This window comes from Paenibacillus marinisediminis (assembly GCF_054343325.1).
This window is the reverse complement of the sequence record NZ_JBTGUH010000003.1, coordinates 224,505-243,050: the sequence shown is the minus strand read 5'-3', so window position 1 is coordinate 243,050 and position 18,546 is coordinate 224,505. Positions and strand designations below refer to the sequence as shown.

At 44.9% G+C, this 18,546-nt stretch carries 14 protein-coding genes; 1 reads left to right on the top strand and 13 read right to left on the bottom strand.

The window, feature by feature from the left end:
- Positions 1-42: 42 nt before the first annotated feature.
- The 12 genes from ACXX53_RS10430 to ACXX53_RS10375 all read right to left on the bottom strand — a co-directional run bounded on the left by ACXX53_RS10430 (position 43) and on the right by ACXX53_RS10375 (position 16,331).
- The gene (locus ACXX53_RS10430) at positions 43-873 is read right to left on the bottom strand and encodes a phosphoenolpyruvate hydrolase family protein (RefSeq protein WP_458568583.1); all 831 of its coding nucleotides are present in this window, start codon (positions 871-873) and stop codon (positions 43-45) included.
- Positions 874-904: 31 nt separating this feature from the next.
- A complete protein-coding gene (locus ACXX53_RS10425; RefSeq protein WP_458568582.1) occupies positions 905-2,113 on the bottom strand; it encodes a Tm-1-like ATP-binding domain-containing protein in 1,209 nt (402 codons plus the stop codon).
- Positions 2,114-2,202: 89 nt separating this feature from the next.
- Positions 2,203-3,402 carry a phosphoenolpyruvate hydrolase family protein gene (locus tag ACXX53_RS10420; protein WP_458568581.1) on the bottom strand — a complete coding sequence of 400 codons (1,200 nt, stop codon included), beginning with the start codon at positions 3,400-3,402 and terminating at the stop codon, positions 2,203-2,205.
- A gap of 195 nt (positions 3,403-3,597) precedes the next feature.
- Positions 3,598-5,118, bottom strand: a complete 1,521-nt coding sequence (locus tag ACXX53_RS10415) for an ABC transporter substrate-binding protein (protein ID WP_458568580.1) — start codon at positions 5,116-5,118, stop codon at positions 3,598-3,600.
- A gap of 36 nt (positions 5,119-5,154) precedes the next feature.
- Positions 5,155-5,910: a response regulator transcription factor gene (locus ACXX53_RS10410; protein ID WP_458568579.1), complete on the bottom strand. Its 756-nt coding sequence runs from the start codon at positions 5,908-5,910 to the stop codon at positions 5,155-5,157.
- A gap of 1 nt (position 5,911) precedes the next feature.
- A complete protein-coding gene (locus ACXX53_RS10405) occupies positions 5,912-7,642 on the bottom strand; it encodes a sensor histidine kinase (RefSeq protein WP_458568578.1) in 1,731 nt (576 codons plus the stop codon).
- A gap of 176 nt (positions 7,643-7,818) precedes the next feature.
- Positions 7,819-9,309 carry an ABC transporter substrate-binding protein gene (locus tag ACXX53_RS10400; protein WP_458568577.1) on the bottom strand — a complete coding sequence of 497 codons (1,491 nt, stop codon included), beginning with the start codon at positions 9,307-9,309 and terminating at the stop codon, positions 7,819-7,821.
- 85 nt (positions 9,310-9,394) lie between these two features.
- Positions 9,395-10,333 (bottom strand): carbohydrate ABC transporter permease, encoded by a 939-nt coding sequence (locus ACXX53_RS10395; protein ID WP_458568576.1) that lies wholly within the window; start codon positions 10,331-10,333, stop codon positions 9,395-9,397.
- 13 nt (positions 10,334-10,346) lie between these two features.
- On the bottom strand, positions 10,347-11,291 hold the full coding sequence (locus tag ACXX53_RS10390; protein WP_458568575.1) for an ABC transporter permease: 945 nt from the start codon (positions 11,289-11,291) through the stop codon (positions 10,347-10,349).
- A 223-nt stretch (positions 11,292-11,514) separates the two neighbouring features.
- On the bottom strand, positions 11,515-14,139 hold the full coding sequence (locus tag ACXX53_RS10385; RefSeq protein ID WP_458568574.1) for a glycoside hydrolase family 3 C-terminal domain-containing protein: 2,625 nt from the start codon (positions 14,137-14,139) through the stop codon (positions 11,515-11,517).
- Between the two features lie 490 nt (positions 14,140-14,629).
- A complete protein-coding gene (gene sigK / locus ACXX53_RS10380) occupies positions 14,630-15,328 on the bottom strand; it encodes an RNA polymerase sporulation sigma factor SigK (RefSeq protein WP_458568573.1) in 699 nt (232 codons plus the stop codon).
- A gap of 481 nt (positions 15,329-15,809) precedes the next feature.
- On the bottom strand, positions 15,810-16,331 hold the full coding sequence (locus tag ACXX53_RS10375; protein ID WP_458568572.1) for an LptM family lipoprotein: 522 nt from the start codon (positions 16,329-16,331) through the stop codon (positions 15,810-15,812).
- An 864-nt stretch (positions 16,332-17,195) separates the two neighbouring features.
- Here ACXX53_RS10375 and ACXX53_RS10370 point away from each other — a divergent pair.
- Complete coding sequence (locus ACXX53_RS10370; RefSeq protein WP_458568571.1) at positions 17,196-17,690, top strand: hypothetical protein; 495 nt, start codon at positions 17,196-17,198, stop codon at positions 17,688-17,690.
- Positions 17,691-17,786: 96 nt separating this feature from the next.
- On the opposite strand, the gene ACXX53_RS10365 is transcribed toward ACXX53_RS10370, so the two are convergent.
- Positions 17,787-18,545: a YheC/YheD family protein gene (locus tag ACXX53_RS10365; RefSeq protein ID WP_458568570.1), complete on the bottom strand. Its 759-nt coding sequence runs from the start codon at positions 18,543-18,545 to the stop codon at positions 17,787-17,789.
- Position 18,546 lies beyond the last annotated feature (1 nt).

The window sequence follows — 18,546 nt, the reverse complement described above, 5'->3', positions numbered from 1 at the left end:
CTAGTTCAATCGCGCGCAGCCGTAAGCTGCGCCTTCCCGCGTTTATTTTGTAATGGTTTTAAATGATTGTGTCTGTTCTTTAATGCCCTTCTCAGCCGCAAATCGCTCAATACTCGATGCCCCAAAGAATCCATCGATTCCTTCTGTTCTTTCAATGACATACGCTGCATCTTCCGGCTCAGCAATAGGACCTCCGTGACAAATGACCATAATATCTGGATTGACTTCTTTCCCTGCTCTAATAATTGCTTCAATTCTCTCGACACAATCATCAAGCGTCAGAGCCGTCTTCGCTCCAATCGTCCCTTTAGTCGTCAATCCCATATGAGCTACAAGTATATCGGCGCCAGCTTCCGCCATCGCTCTCGCTTGCTCAGGATCAAATACATAAGGCGTTGTAAGCATGTCCAATTCATGGGCAATTCGGATCATTTCGACTTCGAGACCATAACCCATGCCTGTTTCTTCTAAGTTCTGTCTGAATACACCATCAATCAATCCTACGGTTGGGAAGTTCTGAACGCCGCTGAATCCTTGATCCTTCAGTTGCTTGAGATATACCTCCATCACTCGGAATGGATCTGTTCCGCAGACGCCTGCCAATACCGGTGTATCCTTCACAACAGGCAATACTTCCGCGCCCATTTCGACGACAATTTGGTTAGCATCGCCATAAGACAATAATCCTGCGAGGGATCCGCGTCCCGCCATTCTGTATCGTCCCGAATTGTATACGATCAGCATATCCGCGCCGCCTGCTTCACTGCTCTTCGCTGTGATCCCTGTGCCCGCGCCTACACCAAGCAGAATCTTTCCATTCTTCACTTCTTCTCTAAAATTTGCGATAATTTCAGTTCTTGTTTGTTTATTCATGTATAACGCCTCCATTACTTATTCAGTCATCTTATTTTTGCATTAAATCGATCAGCTTCTGTGCTGCTGCCTCTGCGAATTCGGTATCATTGATGGCACAATCCATTTCGACGAGCTCAACGACATTTCGATTAATTCCATGTCTTAACGTATCAAATAGCATCTGATCTTCCTCTGGACCATAGAAAGCTTGACCCTCAACATCAATGCCAGAGATGCCTTTGAGAGGTAACATTAATACCGTTTTCTCCTTGGCCATGTTTAATTTCTCGACCAGCTTTTTGCCTAAAGCTTCATTTTCTTCAACCGTGGTTCGCATGAGGGTTACGGTCGGATTGTGCTTATAGAACTTATGCCCGAAGAATTTCTCCGGAATCGTATCGTATGGCCCAAAGTTGCACATATCCAACGCCCCAACAGATACGACCTGTGGGATGCGATGTCTGCCTGCCGCCTCTAACCGATGAGGTCCCGCATTCAGAACACCGCCTATAATTTCGTCAACCCATTCGGTTGTAGTAAGATCTAAGACACCTTCAATAAATCCAGCTTCAATCAACGCTTCCATGGATCGTCCGCCTACACCTGTGGCATGGAACACAAGCACTTCATATCCTCTTGCTTCAAGGTAATTTCTTGCGGCCGTTACGCATGGCGTTGTGACCCCGAACATCGTTGCCGCAACCAATGGCTTTTTCTCGATCACTTGTTTATTCTCGAATTGGACCATCCCTGCGATTGCAAATGCTGCATTCGTAAAGATCTTGGTTGAAATGGAGTTTAGCCCTGCAACATCGACGACGGATGGCATCATGACAATGTCGCTCGTTCCGACATATGGCGCCGTATTCCCTGAAGCGACGGTCGACACCATCACTTTGGGCACACCAATCGGCAATGCCCGCATACCAGGAGTCACGAGTGAAGTGCCGCCAGTTCCTCCAAAGGAAATAATTCCATCAAATTTACCTTGCTTGTATAGTTCAGGTACGAGTTTTTCCATACCTTTCGATAATACTTCTGTTGCTAATGCTCTGTCTTTCTTCGCCGCAAGCTCGCTCATCTCGACACCCGCTACCAGCGCTATTTCATGGTTCGATACATCAGGCGTAAAGGTAGGTTCGAACACACCAGTGTGAATCGTAAACGTATGGAGTCCCAAGCTTTCAATCAAATTTTTGATATACAGGTATTCATCACCCTTGGTGTCAAATGTTCCTGCAATAGCAATTGTCTTCATTTGTTTAACCTCGCTCTCCATAAAAAAAGTATGATTAACTATAAATTAATCATACTGCGGCAGCTCATTTGTGAAAACGCTTTTATGTCTTATGTTTTTGTGTTTATGTTAGATTTATATTGTGTTGGGGTGCAACCCTTATACTTCTTAAACATTTTGCTAAATTGGGCATAGTCTTGGTAACCGACTAAGGGCGCTAACTCCGATAACTGGATGTTTTCGCGGTCTAAGATTTCGGCTGCCTTATCGATCCGGTATTGCACGATATACTTCTGGAAGCTGCAGCCTACACTCTTTGTAAACAGACTGCTTAGATAACTTCTGGATACATGAGCCACCTTGGCTAAATCGATAAACGAAATCTCGTTCATATAATTTTGAGCCACGTATTCCTTCACGAATTCAACATAATCATAGTGTTTGGTAATGCCGTCTAACATTTTGACCATTAAATCTTCTTCATCAAGCTTCCCTGTTACTTTAAAGGCTTTCGTTATATTGGTAATGGACTTCTCCGATGGAATCCGCTCAAAAGCAGATCCCCCGATATACCCCATCAAATTGTCGTTATTGCTATACATATATTGAACATCAATTGGTGTTTTCACAGGACCGCCGTACACGAGCTTGATAACATCCGGCTTTAAAGCATTACATGCACGAAATATGTTGTCCGCTTTGACCTTGGCAGCTTCCAGGGAGAATACTTTCTTGGCGCCCAATAAACCGCCTTCTGTCAGGCCTAAATGTGCACAAATGACATCTGCCCCTGCTTCGATCATCTGTACGGCTTGGTTCTCATCAAATACAAAGGCTACTGTGAACAGTTGCTGCTCATGCGCGATTCTGATTGCTTCTACTTCGAGTCGAAAAAGGTTACCATCTTCTTGAATTGCTTCACCGAACAGACCATCGATTAATCCCACGGTGGGATAGTTATTAATCCCGGCAAAGCCCTTATCTTTGATTTCACGGATGTATGCTTCCATATTCTTGGTAGGATCAGTGGCATTCAGCCCAAAAATAATCGGAATATCCTTAACTAAGGGGATAATTTCTCGAGATGCAAAGTCCATGACCATATCATTGCTATTGCAAAAGGGCAAAAAACCAGCGAGTGAGCTCCTCCCCATTTGACGAAATCGACCTGAGTTCAACATCAAGATGAAATCAGCTCCGCCCTGATTAGCATACTTTGCTGTTATTCCCGCACCTGTGGCGACGCCAATAATATGATTACCCATGTTGATCTGCGATTTGAGATGTGCCAGGATCTTTTCTCTTATCATTCTTACGAATCTCCTCATCCTGTTCGCAATTCACGATTGCAATACAATTAACATTAATAGATATATACAATTTATAACGAACATGGATGGTAACGCAAACGAAGCAAGCCGCATCCCCTCAGGAAGCAGCCTGCAACTTAGACCTTATAATACCTCTATCAACATGACCTATTTGAAAATAGGCAATGGGATTTACTATCTATGCGCGGCGCGCCATTCATCAAGCTGCTTCTGCACCTCAACACGCACCTCTTCGATGCCTGCCTGTCTGAGCTCCTGGTTGAACTTAGGCAGCTCCGTGTCAACGTCCACGCTGCCTGTCATAAGGCTGGGATAATATTTCTCCCAGACCATCTGTATATTCTGCACCTGAATAGGCATCTGCGATAAGTCTGGCGTAAAGCCCAGTATACTCGATTGAACGACATTGGCGTTGAACTTGCGGTACTCGTCCCATTTGTTCAAGGGGTCTGGGTACTCTCCACCCATCGTATTTAAAATGAACCAGTTGCCCTGAGTGAACGTTACCCCCGCATAGTTTGGCGGTGCGTCTGGGATCAATTCGCCGTCTTTGTCCTTTGGAGGTATGGGCACCACCTGACCGTTGTGATCCAGCGTGTAGTGTACGCCTTCAATCCCGTAGTTGAACAGGTTGCGTACCTCTGGATCTGTATTCAGCAGATTGAGAAACTTCACACATTCCTCAGGGTACTTGGTATCTGCATTGACAGCCATGATGCCTCCTCGTACGGACTCTGTTGTAGCCAACATAGGAGTCACAGGATTGGCCACCACCTTGTAGCCGCGATCCTTGCTCCAGCTGCTTTCCGAGAGAGGTCCTCCCCCCGAGGCTTTCCAGAACACGCGCTTGCCCTTCTTTAGCCCTTGCTTCTCCCGCAAGGCGGCATCCTCGTTAATGTAGCCCTTTTGATAGTAACGCCGCAGCGTGTCCAGCACATGCCGCGCTTCTTCGGTTTCGAAGATATTTACCACCGGGGAGTCGGGCTCCACAGAGCGTACCATAAGCGGTAGCTTCGGATTCATGACATACTCGTAGCCATCCAACAAGAAAAAGTTATGGGAGTCCTTGTCCAGTTCCATGGGCAGATAAGTGGGCGACTGTTGCTTGATCATTTGAAGCAGCGGTTCCAAGGAATCCAACGTGTTGTACTTTGAGATATCGATGTTGTACTTTTTCACAAGCTCATCTGGGTACATCCAATGCTCTTGTACAGCCAGCTCTTTGTTCGTCGGTACGCCGTAGATGCCGCCGTCATCCATACGCACACCCTGCCAAAAAATGGGATCGATGCTGTCATACATTTCCTTGCCCACACTGGCGAGATAGTCATCAAGCCGCAGGAACGCGCCGCGCTGCACATAGGTTGCGTACTCTGGAGCATAAGCGATGTCAAAGGGAGTGCCCGCTGACACCATGGTGTTCAGTCGGTCTTCATACTCTTGCCAGCCCACCTTTATGTAGGTGATGGTGACGCCGATCTTTTTGGCCGTAATCTCGTTGATTTTGTCATTCACCATCTTAAGATCCTTATCCGGCTCCCCAATCGTGTAATAAATCAGATTAACCGTATCTTTGGGTAATTGGGCGTGCTCGTCATCGCCGGTCGACGGAGAACAGCCCGCTAAAGCCGGTACCAGCATCACGATGAGCATGAAGGTCAAGGCGATACGACCAATGGTATGATGTTGTCGCATATACGATCTCCTTTTCACCGTTGCTTAACGTTATTCCTATTTCCTTAGATCTGAGGGCGACTTGTCAAAATAACTGTGAAAATGAGTATAAAAATAGTTCAGATTCGGATATCCCACAGAAAGGGCGATACTGGCAATCTTTTCGTCAGTCGATAGAATGCGTTCCCGTGCACGCAGCATACGGTAAGCCATTAGATATTCCGAAAATTTCATCTCTGTCTCTTTAAGGAACAACTGCCCTAGGTATGTTCCGTTCATGCGGAAGCGCTCCGCAACCATTTTCAAGGTAATGTTCTGAGCATACTCTACTTTGACCATCAGCAGGATGCGATTGGTCAGCTTGGACAGATCCTCGTACCGCACACCCAGCACTGGATCCTTGTTCATGTCGTCATGATCCGTACCCTCTAGCGTGCCGTGCAGATCTTCTATAATGATCTTTTCAACTGCATGTTGCAGCTTAGAGCGCTCCACGGGCTTAAGCAGGTAGTCCTTCGCACCGCAGCGAATGGCCTCTTGGGCGTACTTAAAATCATTGAATCCGCTCATGATGATATACTTTGCGGGAAGACCTAACTCATTGAGCCTGCGAATAGCATCGTAGCCGCGATCATTGCCGATACATACATCGAATATAGCTAGATCCGGATAGAACTCCACAGCCTTTGAAATAGCGTCCTCATAGGTTTCACTGGTCTCGATGTGGCCAAAGCCGTACCTTTCCCAATCCAGGGTTCGCTTGATCCCCTCCAGAATCTGAGGCTCGTCATCCACAATCAGAAGTTTATACATATCAAACTGCCTCCTTTGGAATGATCACAGATATCTTAACCCCTGCTTCTAAGTTATTTTCAATCTCCATAGAGAAGCCTTCTCCGTAGAAAAAATGCAGCCGAGTATACACATTGCGCAGACCTATGCTCTTAACAGGAGCATCTTCGCTACTGGACAGGGTACGCCGAATCTCGTCCAAGCGCTCCTCGGTGATCCATCTGCCATTGTCCACAAACTCCAACACATAGTGATCATCTGCTTCCCAGCCATTAACCACTAACAAGTTGAACTCATTGTCACGGTTAAAGCCGTGAACAAAAAAGTTCTCCGCCAGTGGCTGCATCCAGAATTTGACGGTGGATAAAGATAAAAGCTCCTTGTCCACATTGAACTGATAGTAAAACCGCTCTGGAAATTTAAATTCCATGATTTTCAGGTACTTTTCAAGCAAATCCTGCTCTTTTTCTATGGAAATGATATTTTCATTTTTCACAATATCTCGATACAGCGCTCCCAATGTAGCAATGGCATCAGCTGTATCAACGTCATGGTTCACCAGAGCCGTCGAGCGGACAGCCTCTAGCGTATTGTACAGAAAATGAGGATTGATTTGGTGCTGAAGCGCTTTCATTTCGGTCTCTTGTTGCTTAAGCTTTAATAAATATTCGGTTCGGATATGCTTATCAAGCTGTAGCACCATGTCATCCAACTCCCGAGCAATCATGCCATATTCGTTGCGTCGATAGCGGGCTAGAGTATCCGTTGTAAAGTTGGCGCTTTTCACGCGTCCAATCGTATCGATGATCCGTTGAAGGAAGCTCGCATCATCATGCAGGTTGTAAACAATGTACAGCAGCACGCTGATCATTGACGTCAATACGATAAGAAATACGATGAGAAGTACATTCGCTTTATCACGTATCAACGTAGCTAAGTCCACGAGGACGACGAACTGATAATTAAACTTGCTGGAGGGATAGGTCTCGAAAAATACGCGATCCAACCCGCCCTTTGAAAGAAAGCCATGTTTGCGTCCGTCCGCCACCGCTAGACGTGCCAGTTCCTCCGTGTTGCGATCTTCGGTGACGAAATACAGCTCACCGGTAGAACTTACGGCTGCCGCATTGTATAAAGGGTTATTCTGCACGGGCTTAAAAACCCGGTCACTGCTGACCAAGAAACGGAACTCACCGATCTGGCGAGAGATCTGGTTCGGATCCGACAATTTCTTGCGGTATACGAATCCTTTATGGATCGACTCGCGGAAGATTGCATCCGTGTTAGGTACCTGAAATAGGAAACTGGAATTGCCATTGCTGTCAAAGCGAACCACATTACCACGCTGCTCGGTATGCAGACTAATCTGCGTGATGTCTCCCTGCCCCCCGCTATTCAAGAACGATTTAATATCGTCAGGAAAAGATACTAGCGGCTGGCTATAACGACTATCTTGAAGCCTGCTAGAGAGGTACCCTTCTGCACTATTGCCCAGAAAGCAGCTAACATCCGCCATCAAGCCTCTATTGGAATAGACTCGCTGCATGTAAGCCTCGATGCGATCAGCATCATACTGCAGGGTATTTTCAACCTGGGCAAAGCCGCTTGCGGCCTCGTTTCGAGCGTTATCCACCCACTGATACAGAAGTACCGCGCAGGTCAGTACCCCAATCGCCAGACCTATAAATACCACAAATAGCGTGTATGCAATAAACTTGTTGCGATATATCTTAATCTGAAAGAACGAACACATGTGACGCCCCCTTGAAAGTAGGCTCTTGTGGTTATGCATCTAACTCCACCTTATAATGTACTCGTTTAAAAATCAATTGCATATTCATGGAAGATAACTAGCTTATGAACAAGAAAACCCGAACGGCAGATGACTATACCGTTCGAGTTCTCAAGTTGTACATTCGGATTTTACAATTACTTGAAGTAAGCGTCAATCTGCTCTTGAGCAGCCTTCATAATCGTGTCCATACCAGCAGCTTTCATTTCAGCAACGATCTTCGGTACCATTACCTCTGGATCAGAAGCGCCAGACATGAGTTCATAACGGTATTTGTCCCATACAGCCTTGGTATTTGCTACCTCAGTAGAAAGGTCTTTAATGTTTAATGCAAATCCCAAAACGGATGAGGCGGTTGCTTGCTCGTTCAGCTTGCGAACTTGTTCCCATTGATCTTCAGGAGCACCCTTAGTTACAGCCAAGTCGAAGAATGTGCCCTGAGTATAAGCAGCCAATGGCCATGTATCCGATACACGCTCGATGACCTTTTCACCGTCAACATTTTTGTAGTCCACACCATTCTCACCGAAAGCCAGCATATTGCGCAGCTTAGGATCTGTGTTAACCAATTGCAGATACTTCAATGCTTCCTTCTTATACTTGGAATTCGAAGAGATCGCATTCATAGAACCTTGAATTGTGCTGGTAGTGTAAAGAGGGCCAAAGTTCTGAATCATGTCGTACTTTTGAACTCCCTCTGTAATCTGCCAGTTTGCTTCTGCACCTGGGAATGCTTGAGCGCTGAAGAATGGACGAGCTTTGTCCGGCTCTCCCTTGGTAGGAGCGTCAGGGTTAATGATGCCATCCTTGTACCATTGATGCATGAGCTTAAGGTTTTCCATAACGTCAGGCTGCTCTAGCACTGAAACGACCTTGCGAGATGGATCGTCGACCTTCACGCCGATTGGTTGGATACCAAGCGTCAGATCGTCGTAGGGATTCAGCATTCCGCTAAATCCATCGCTTTGGTGCAATGGCAGCGGATAGAAGCTCTTGCCTTCTCCAGCCTTCATGTCATGGAAAGGCTTGTCAAGATCCTTCATAGTCTTGATGCTGTTGAGATCAATACCGTATTTCTGTACATATTTGTCATCGAACATCCAGTACTGTGTTACAGCCGAGTCCTTGTAGGTAGGAACGGAATAGATCTTACCGTCAATCTTGGTACCATCCCAAACTGTTTCAGGAATAAGCTTGTACAATTCAGGAGCTTCACTTTGTACGAGGTCGGTAAGGTCGGCAAATGCGCCCATTGCAACCTGTTGGCTGTACTTCGTGTTGTTCGTAAACATGATGTCGAATGGTTCACCTGTGTTCACGACAGTGTTGATCTTAGTGTCCCATTCGCCCCAGCTAGCTACCTTGATGTCGATCTTCACACCAATCTTCTCAGCTGTGTACTCGTTCATTGCTGCAATAGCTTTGTCGAAGTTGGCAGGAACTTGGCCACCGATCGTCCACCACACTAGAGTAGGGATCTCACCAGAATCGGCAGTCTTGCTTGATTCCGTCTTGGAATCGGAAGCTGTGTCCCCTTCATTGGACTTCGAGCTGCCGCATGCCGTAAGAGAGGACATCAAGAGCATTGCAATACAGAGTGTGGATAGAAACTTCATGGATCTTCTCACTTTTATTTCCCCCTTTTGAAGTTGTTCCACCGTATGCCTTCACGGTGATGTTATGATAAACCCAGTAAACTAGGTTTATTTCAGGTTAACCTTTCACAGCGCCTACTGTTAATCCAGAAATAAAGTATTTCTGGAAGAATGGATACGCAAAGGCCACAGGCAGGACAATGATAATGGCTATTGCCATACGAGCGGTTTCCTTCGGCATGGTGGCTATTAATTCTGCAGCGCTGACACCCATTGTAGAAGCGTTCTTTGCAAGAGCATCGACATTGCTCATCAAGCTGTTCAGCAAGGCCTGCAGAGAGAACAGGTTCTGATCGCTGATGTACAGCATGGACTGGAACCAATCGTTCCAGTAACTAAAACATAGAAACAGTCCAATGGTTGCTATTACCGGCAGTGAAATAGGCAGCACGATCTTAAAGAAAATACGCAGCTGACTAGCGCCGTCAATCTCTGCAGATTCAATCAGACCATCCGGGATGGTGCTTTTGAAGAAAGTTTTGCAAATAATGACGTTAAAGGATGAGACAGCCAATGGCAGAATGAGTGCCCAAACGGTATCTTTAAGACCCAGCAGATTCGCGTTGATAAAATAGCTCGCGACCATACCGCCGTTGAATACCATTGGGATGAATACGATCCAGGTTAGCAGTCCCTTTAGCTTGTAATTCGGTCGGGAGATTACATAGCCCATTGAAGTGGTGAGCAGTATCCCCAACACGGTGCCGACCACCGTAACGAATAAGGATACACCCAACGCTCGTAGGATCATCGTTCCCTGCTGAGCAATAAATTTGTAAGCCTCAAGGGAAAAATCAGACGGTATTACTTGATACCCTATCTGGCGAATCGAATCCTCAGTAGATAAAGAAATCGAAAGTATAACCACTACCGGCACTACGCAAACCAGCGCCAGCAGGATAAAAATGAAGTTGAAAAGCAGGTTGACCCCTTTGCCAATACGGTTGTATTTCTCAAGGCCGGACTGATGTTGAACTGTCGTTGCTGTTGTTGCCATGGTTCTGCCTCCTCTACATCATCGCGCTGTCCGGATCTATTTTACGAACGATCCAGTTAGCGGTGAGAATGGTTACACAACCCATCACGGATTGTACAAATGCAGCAGCGGAAGCCATACCTACTGTAGCGGTCTTGAGCTGTTTATACACTAACACGTCTATGGTGGTGGTCACGTTATAGAGAGAGTTAGAATCCTTCGGAACCTGATAGAACAAGCCGAAATCCGTGTAGAAGATACGGCCTACGGCCAAGATGAACATCATCACGATAACCAGCTTCATCAAAGGCAGTGTAATATACTTCGTCTGCTGCCAAATGGAAGCGCCGTCAATTACGGCCGCCTCATAGTACGTGTTATCGATACCAGTGATGGTCGCCAAGTATACCACCATACCATAACCCAAGCTCTTCCAAACATTAATGAAAATCAGGAAGTACGGCCAGTATTTCGGCTCCATATACCAGTTCACTGGATCATTGCCCATCCCTACGAGAAATTGGTTGACGATACCCTTGTCGAAGCTTAGAAATGCCCAAGCTACTGCGGATACCACCACATAGGACAGGAAGTAAGGCAGGAACATCATGGTCTGATAAACTTTACCCGCTCTGCGGTTATGCAGCATACCGATCATCAGCGCTAAAGCAACAGGTATTACTATATTCAGGATAATGAATATTAAATTGTACCCAAGCGTATTTCGTATGATGATCCAAGCATCATTAGATTTAAACAGGAATTCAAAGTTTTTTAAACCGGCCCACGGGCTGTTAATTACATTGCTTATAAATCCCCCGGATATCTTGAAATCCTTGAATGCGATAATGATACCGAACATAGGCAAGAAGCAAAACAATATATACCACACGGTGGTCGGCAACGCCAAGAGCGTCAGTTCAGTATCATGCTTGTGCCAACGCGTTCTTAGGTGCTTTCGTCCAGTCTTTGTCTTCATGTCGGTCACCCCTTCCGTTTGTTTAATTGTTTTGACAAGTTAATTGTAAAAGAAAACGTTTACTTGGTTCCAGACAAAAAACGTTATTCCACAGTCAACAAACGTTAGATTTATAAAAAAATATGGAGTAGGATAAGGTACAAGTTGCCAGATCCAATGATAACAACAAAGAAAAAACGGACTGTTATGTCCGTTTTTTCTTTGTATTAGTAGCTCTATAAATTTATTTCCGAACGAAAAACTCTCCTGTCAATGGAGCGTCATCCGAGTTAGATCCGACCATTACCTCAAATTTACCCGGTTCCACAACCCATTCATGGTTTCTAGTAAGTGTTCGGAGTTGTCTGTATCCCAGTGTCAGCGTGATGCGCTTTGTTTCGCCTGCTTCAAGGTGAATTCGCTTGAATCCTGCAAGCTCTTTGCATGGTCTGACCGTACTGCTGAATTCATCCCTGATATAAAGCTGAGCAACTTCCTCACCAGCGACATTTCCTGTATTGGTTACGTTAAACGATACATCCACTGTTGAATCCGGAGCAATTTCCTTTGCGGAAATATCAAGATCTGAGTACTCAAATGTTGTGTAGCTCAGACCATACCCAAATGGGTACAATGGAAGCCAGTCCATTTCAACATATTTATGTCCATAGAACGGTCTGCGATTATAGAATACAGGCAGCTGACCTACCGATCTCGGGAAAGACATCGGAATGCGACCTGCAGGATTGAAATCTCCGAAAATAACTTCTGCAATGGCATTTCCGCCCTGCTCGCCAACAAACCATGCCTCGATAATCGCGTGCAGATGCTCTGCCTCCCAAGTGATCGACATCGGACGTCCATTTTGGAGAACAAGAACAACAGGCGTTCCTGTTTCATAAATTCTCTTAACGAGTTCAAGCTGTCTTCCTGGAAGATTAAGATCCGCTCTGTCCAGGTTTTCTCCACAGGTCTGCTCGTTATCACCTACCGCAACAATTGCAACATCAGCCTCTTGTGCCGCTTTAACCGCTGCGTCCATATCGTTGTTGCCAAGGCTGTAACCGAGGATTACCCTTACTCCACGTGAATCGTTGAGATACTCAACCTTTACGTCGTACTCCTCGCCCTCGACAAATTTGAACGCAACCATCTGGTTAGCGTCATGAGCTCCCCAACCGTCAACAATCAACTCGCCGTCTACCCACAGACGCATGCTGTCCATGCTGCTGAGTCCAATGTAACCATCCACTGTAGCATCCGGTTTAATTTTGCCTGTCCAGCGAACAGTGAAGTTATCTGCGTTTACGCCGTCAGCAGGCTTTGTGTAAATCCAGTTGAAGTTGATCTGTCTGTCATTTCGCACGCAAGCAGGTTCTCCCTCAAAAGAAAGAGAATTGTAGTACTCACCTAGAAGCCCATCGTTGCCGGCATTGTCCTTGAGCCATTTGTCTGGTAAAGGCATAAGGTCGGACTCCAGAATCTCGCATCCTTTGGCATAGATAACTTCGGTCTTGTCCGAAACGATGTTTTTGATGCCCTGCAACAGCGTAACCGCATGCTCAGGCACAACAGGGCTGCTGTAATCCCCGTAACGTGGAACATCCGCGCTTGGTCCGATCACGGCAATCTTGCCAATGTCTTTCTTAAGGGGAAGCGTATTTTTGCTGTTTTTCAACAGGGTGATCGACTTTCTTGCAATTTCGAGAGCCGTCTGCACGTGCTCCTCACAGTGGACAACTTTCTTAGAAAGCTCGATATCCGTATATGGATTTTCAAAGAGTCCTACTGTAAATTTAACGGTAAGGACACGTGCTGCGGCTGTGTCTACAACCTTCTCGTCCACCTCGCCTGATCTTACAAGGTCAATAATGCTATCCTGGTATATATCATGTGGAAAGTCATAAAGCTGCATATCAACGCCGGCCTCAAGGCCCATTTTGATAGCTTCACGTTTGCTTTCGGCAACATAGTGACAGGTATGCAGCATGGAGACAGCAGTCATGTCCGATCTTACGAAGCCCTTCATGCCCCACTTGTCGCGGAGTACACCGGTAAGCAGCGAATGGTCGCCAGCTACAGGAACGCCGTCAATGGAGTTATACGAACACATGGTATTCATGGCACCCGCTTGGAAAGCAGCCTCAAATACAGGCAGACAGAAAAATGCATTGTCGAATTGTCCCATCATAGCAGGAGCGCAATTGTGTCCTCCCCTTGGAGCACCGTATCCTGTAAAGTGTTTTGGTTCCGATACTACGGCATCGGGTCTTGTGAGGTCATCCGTCTGGAGCCCTTTAACCATGCTCTCCGCAAACAGAGACCCTAGATAAGGATCCTCTCCGTATCCTTCTTCCACACGTCCCCAACGGATTTCTCTGGCAAGGTCGAGAACAGGTGCCCACACCTCATGTATACCAAAGCTGCGCGCCTCGGAAGCAATTATTCTTGCTTGTTTATATCCGAGTTCAGGCTCAAACGTTGATGCAAGTGCAACCTGCTGAGGGAGCACTGTACAGCCTCTCCATCCAAAACCGTGAAGTCCCTCTTCACTGAAGAGTACCGGAATCCCCAATCTTGAATTTTGGATGATATACTCCTGAATTTTATTGGCTGTTTCTGCTTTGGAGTTTCGGTTTTGGATGCAACCGATTCCAATTCCAGCAGATATCTTCTCCATTTTTTCATAGTTAAGCGCATCTGCATTTAAGCCTTCTACTGAATCGGAAATTTCATTTCCTGAATAAATATCAAGCTGTCTTACCTTTTCTTCAAGTGTCATTCTCGATAAAAGGTCCGCAACTCTTTCTTCAATAGACAAGCTTGCATTCATATAAGGGTATTGTTGTAAGTCTTTTCTTGTGTTCATAGTTGTCTCCTTTTAGCTTTCTGAATGCTTTACACTTTCATTTGTTGCTAAAAAATCTGTCATACTTCAAGTGAACAAGATCACAAACAAGCCCTAATGGCCATATTGACCTCCCCTTACTCACCGACCTGCTTGCGGTAGCACTCGCTGAAGTAATTGCATGACAGACGTCATGCTTGGCTGCGTCGTTAAGCGTAAGAGGTGCTCAGCAAAAGCTTCAGCAGCCGCTCCTCACGGAATTAAAGCGCATCCAATTCATCCAACAGCTTGGCATCCTTCTGGGCCAATTACTCTTCAAATTTACTCCACAGTTCGGTAAAAGCCACCGGCCCAAACAAAGGCTTCTTGTACAGGAGGTACCAATTCATATGGTAACCTCAACCTCGTATGCCGTCAATATCGCAATGCTCATCCTTTCATTCCCTTAGCAAAATGTTTTTTACCAACAAAAAAACAGGCGCCTGTGTTTTCCAGCGCGCCTGCTCATCCCTCACCGCTTCGCTTTATAGAACTCATGGTAAAGCTTCATTAACGCTCGCTTCTCGATCCGCGACACATATGAGCGGCTGATACCAAGCTCCTTCGCGATCTCCCGCTGCGTACGCTCGTCGCCTCCGCCGTCAAGGCCAAAGCGCCCACGGATTACCTCCTGCTCACGCTCATCGAGGATATCGAGATTGCGATATATCTTGCTCTTCTCGATCTTAAGCTGCACCTTCTCCACGACATCGTCTCCGTCGGTGCCGAGGATATCTATCAGAGTAATTTCATTTCCTTCTTTATCAGTTCCAATTGGATCATGCAAAGAAACGTCCTTTTTCGTCTTCTTCAAACTTCGAAGATGCATCAGAATCTCATTTTCTATACAACGTGCCGCGAATGTAGCCAGCTTCGTCCCTTTATTCGGCTGGAAGCTCTCGATCGCTTTAATGAGCCCGATCGTACCGATCGAGATCAAGTCTTCCAGATCCTCTCCGGTGTTATCGAATTTCTTGACGATATGCGCTACTAAACGTAGATTATGTTCAATCAGTATATTACGCGAAACATCATTACCTTCCGACATAAGCTGCAGATGCTTCGCTTCTTCTTCCTCCTGCAGTGGCTGCGGAAAGGCATTATTTTTCACATAAGATACGAGTAACGACAACTGCTTAATAAACAGCGCGAGAGCAGCGAACAATCCCATGAACAAAGCACCCCCAGGTTGAATTACCGAAGGGGAACCCCCTCCCCGGCATACAAGATGATTAGTTTTACATTGTATGTGGGCTGGGGCCTAGATGTGCATGAACGCAAGAAGATTTTCGGTTATTAATTTATTTAATATTCACTTTGTGGGTATCTTAGCTGCATTCGCCTTACTTAATCTAGGTACGATGATGGATATCAAAAACAATAACCACCTTTTTCTTGTCATACTTGCTTTGATGCAGCCTATAGCTATGCTTATGAATATGCTTCTTACTAGCTAACTACAATCTGTTTACTAAAAAGAGAGCTAGTCCCCAAAAAACAAAAAAGCAGATGGAGATAAAACGTGCGTTTATCTCCATCTACTTTTACTTTTTAGTGCCGTATTGGACAGCCCCTAAATAAAGGCTATTATTAATAATTAAGTATCATGTTAATGGGGTATTTCAGAACTATACAGGTCAAGAGGTCAGGGATTATTTTACTTCTGTAAAACTGTTGATCAAATTCGTATATTCGTCTTTATACCCATCCCATTTGCTCTTAAGCGTCCAAGCTACCAATTGACCATAATGTGTAGGTGTTTCGATAACGGTGACTAAATAAGCAACATTTACATTGTCTGCATTACCTTCAAGCGTATATTGTAGCGCCTTATTACCATTAATCGTAACTTCCTTGACTTCTCCTTGGTCTGGAGTGTCCAATGAAGAAATGAATGAATCGGTAACTATATCATAATACGATTGTAGTGAAAAATCGGTGAAATCCTCTTTAGATTCAAGTATTGCCATGAAATATTTTTCTTTTTGAGGATTATAGATTTGAAGGCTGCTATCTGGATGTAGCGTGCCGTTCGCATCTTTCCAACTATCAGAGGCACTTACCTGAAACTTGTTGTCTTCACTCTTAAAAACTGTTAAGTTGTCTTTCCCACCACATCCCGCAAGAATAGCAACCATAGAAATAGTTAATACAAATATTAATATCTTTTTCATTGTTAATTGAGTCTCTCCCTTTGATGTATTCTGAAAATTCAACTGCTGCTAACACCCAAATACTCCCACCTCGAATAACCTTGTGTATGGAAATTCCCCCAAATAAAATAGCCTCCTACCATATTACGGTATTTATTACTGAATTACCAGCTTTTTCGTATAAATATTTACATAAACGCCAAAATTCGCGTGTGACAGGAGGGCACGGTTCTTGATTGTCGCGCAAAATGTCACTTCCTATATATGTTATCTTTGCTCAAACCTATCATTCTACTTATTCTCAAACCGATACCTTTGTATCTGCTTTAATTTCTCAGTCAATATGGATTCCAGCTCTAAAATACACAAAGAGCCCAAGCGTTAAAGACCTTCGGGCTTCTACAAGCAGGTAAATGCGGCTCTTAAAAATGCTACTTCCTTTTGAGCGACACACAGCACTCCACATGTGGCGAGTAGTCAGTAACAACAAAGCACCTCTCATCTGATAAAACAGCATTCCTTCGGGAGTCCGTTCATATTCAACATTAACAAAAACAAGTTCTGCTTTCTTCTCAAGCTCTTCCGAGATAATAAGCTGATTAATGAGCTTACGAGAAAGTCGGTCCGAATCTTGAGACCACCTCAAATCCATTCCTTACTCTGCTGCGACAAGCCATTATCTGTTCACTTAAACTGTATCCACTCTTTGCTTGTTCTTCTGTTGATACTCTTGTGAATATCCCTTCCGACATAAGCTGCAAATGCTTTACTTCCTCTTCCTCCTGAAACGAGCACCGCTCCTGATTGAGTATAGGACCTATATGTTGATGTTCTGGAGTATGTGTATAAGTAACCCTAAATCAACTTAGGAAGAATCCAACAAAAATGACTTCCAAAAAAGATGAAATATTAAAATCTGCAGCTCAATCGGGAATTGCGGCAGAAATCGCGGAAACGGTAAAAACGGAAGTAGCGAATGAGTTATCTCCATTAGAGAATCAACTTAAACAAATGCAACAAATTTTGTCCCAAACTCAACTATCGTCTAATCAAAGCTCGAGCTCGGCTTCGTCGGGATTAACAGGCCAAAATCAACAACAGCTCAATCAACTAATCAGTCAAATGAACCAATTCAGCACTGAAATTCAAAACCAACAGAAACAATCCATCCAGCAATCCCAGCATCAAGCCAATCAAATGACGCACAAGATCGAAATGACAGAAAATCAACTTCAAACGAACATTTTTAATGAACTTAATCATCAGTTGGCCGACGCAGAGATCACAATGGCACAAATTCAGGCTTATCTGGAAATGCTGCATTTGCTCCATGCATTGGAATGCGAATTTAATAATCAAGCTCCATCCATGTCCGAATAGAGCTTTGGCTGTCGAGAAAGTCTCGACGACCGTATATACAAAAGCAGCCCGGTTGCTTCATCCGGGCCGCTTTTATTAGTATTAACTCTAAGTCATTCATGCATTTCTTTGTCTCTTCCTTTGTAAATAGTCCCTGTGTGTTTTTTTAATCAATTTGTACATACGTTTATCAGCTAAATGGGCAAATAAACTGTGAGAGGGATAGTCGAAGTTAACCTCAATGATCCACAGTTGGCCACTTCGGTCTAAAGCGAAATCTATCCCGATTTGTGAGGAATATTTATAGTGGTTGAATCTTTTACAAATGGTATAACTGGTTTTGATAATGGTACTTAAAATATGCTTTTGCCTAGTTTTGTCGGTAGTAAGAGAACGCCGGAGTGCCTCTTCCACGGGAAGGACGAAGCCTTTACCGCGAAGAACATTCGTGACAATGCTCGTCTTCCCTGCTACTTTTGCCAGCATACCTGTATAAAGCCACCGATCATGACGATCCCGCATCATCATAACGCGAATATCATAGGGTCGCTGACTGATTTCAGCGAGGTCTATCGTTCTCTGAACAATATGGGGTTTTCCTCCAGCTTCATTCATGACGGATCGTGTTACTTCGTTCAACGTTTCGAACTTTCGCTGTTTCCCCCTTACTTTAACGAGACGATAGGAACCGCCCATTTTCCAGACTTTCATAATACCTTTTCCTGTATGTTCCATGTTGGGCTTGACGTACACTGAACCGTATCTTCCTACTAATGCTCGAAACGATTTGGAATTTAATAACTGTGTTTCCGGCAGCAGTTTACGAGAATTTGGATCTCTCATATAAAATAGATGTAAGCTCCATTTTCCAGGCATC

Coding starts and splice junctions, on each gene's coding strand:
- ACXX53_RS10430 (WP_458568583.1), bottom strand. CDS start 873: ATGAATAAACAAACAAGAACTGAAATTATCGCAAATTTTAGAGAAGAA.
- ACXX53_RS10425 (WP_458568582.1), bottom strand. CDS start 2,113: ATGAAGACAATTGCTATTGCAGGAACATTTGACACCAAGGGTGATGAA.
- ACXX53_RS10420 (WP_458568581.1), bottom strand. CDS start 3,402: ATGATAAGAGAAAAGATCCTGGCACATCTCAAATCGCAGATCAACATG.
- ACXX53_RS10415 (WP_458568580.1), bottom strand. CDS start 5,118: ATGCGACAACATCATACCATTGGTCGTATCGCCTTGACCTTCATGCTC.
- ACXX53_RS10410 (WP_458568579.1), bottom strand. CDS start 5,910: ATGTATAAACTTCTGATTGTGGATGACGAGCCTCAGATTCTGGAGGGG.
- ACXX53_RS10405 (WP_458568578.1), bottom strand. CDS start 7,642: ATGTGTTCGTTCTTTCAGATTAAGATATATCGCAACAAGTTTATTGCA.
- ACXX53_RS10395 (WP_458568576.1), bottom strand. CDS start 10,333: ATGGCAACAACAGCAACGACAGTTCAACATCAGTCCGGCCTTGAGAAA.
- ACXX53_RS10390 (WP_458568575.1), bottom strand. CDS start 11,291: ATGAAGACAAAGACTGGACGAAAGCACCTAAGAACGCGTTGGCACAAG.
- ACXX53_RS10385 (WP_458568574.1), bottom strand. CDS start 14,139: ATGAACACAAGAAAAGACTTACAACAATACCCTTATATGAATGCAAGC.
- sigK (WP_458568573.1), bottom strand. CDS start 15,328: ATGGGATTGTTCGCTGCTCTCGCGCTGTTTATTAAGCAGTTGTCGTTA.
- ACXX53_RS10375 (WP_458568572.1), bottom strand. CDS start 16,331: ATGAAAAAGATATTAATATTTGTATTAACTATTTCTATGGTTGCTATT.
- ACXX53_RS10370 (WP_458568571.1), top strand. CDS start 17,196: ATGACTTCCAAAAAAGATGAAATATTAAAATCTGCAGCTCAATCGGGA.
- ACXX53_RS10365 (WP_458568570.1), bottom strand. CDS start 18,545: ATGCCTGGAAAATGGAGCTTACATCTATTTTATATGAGAGATCCAAAT.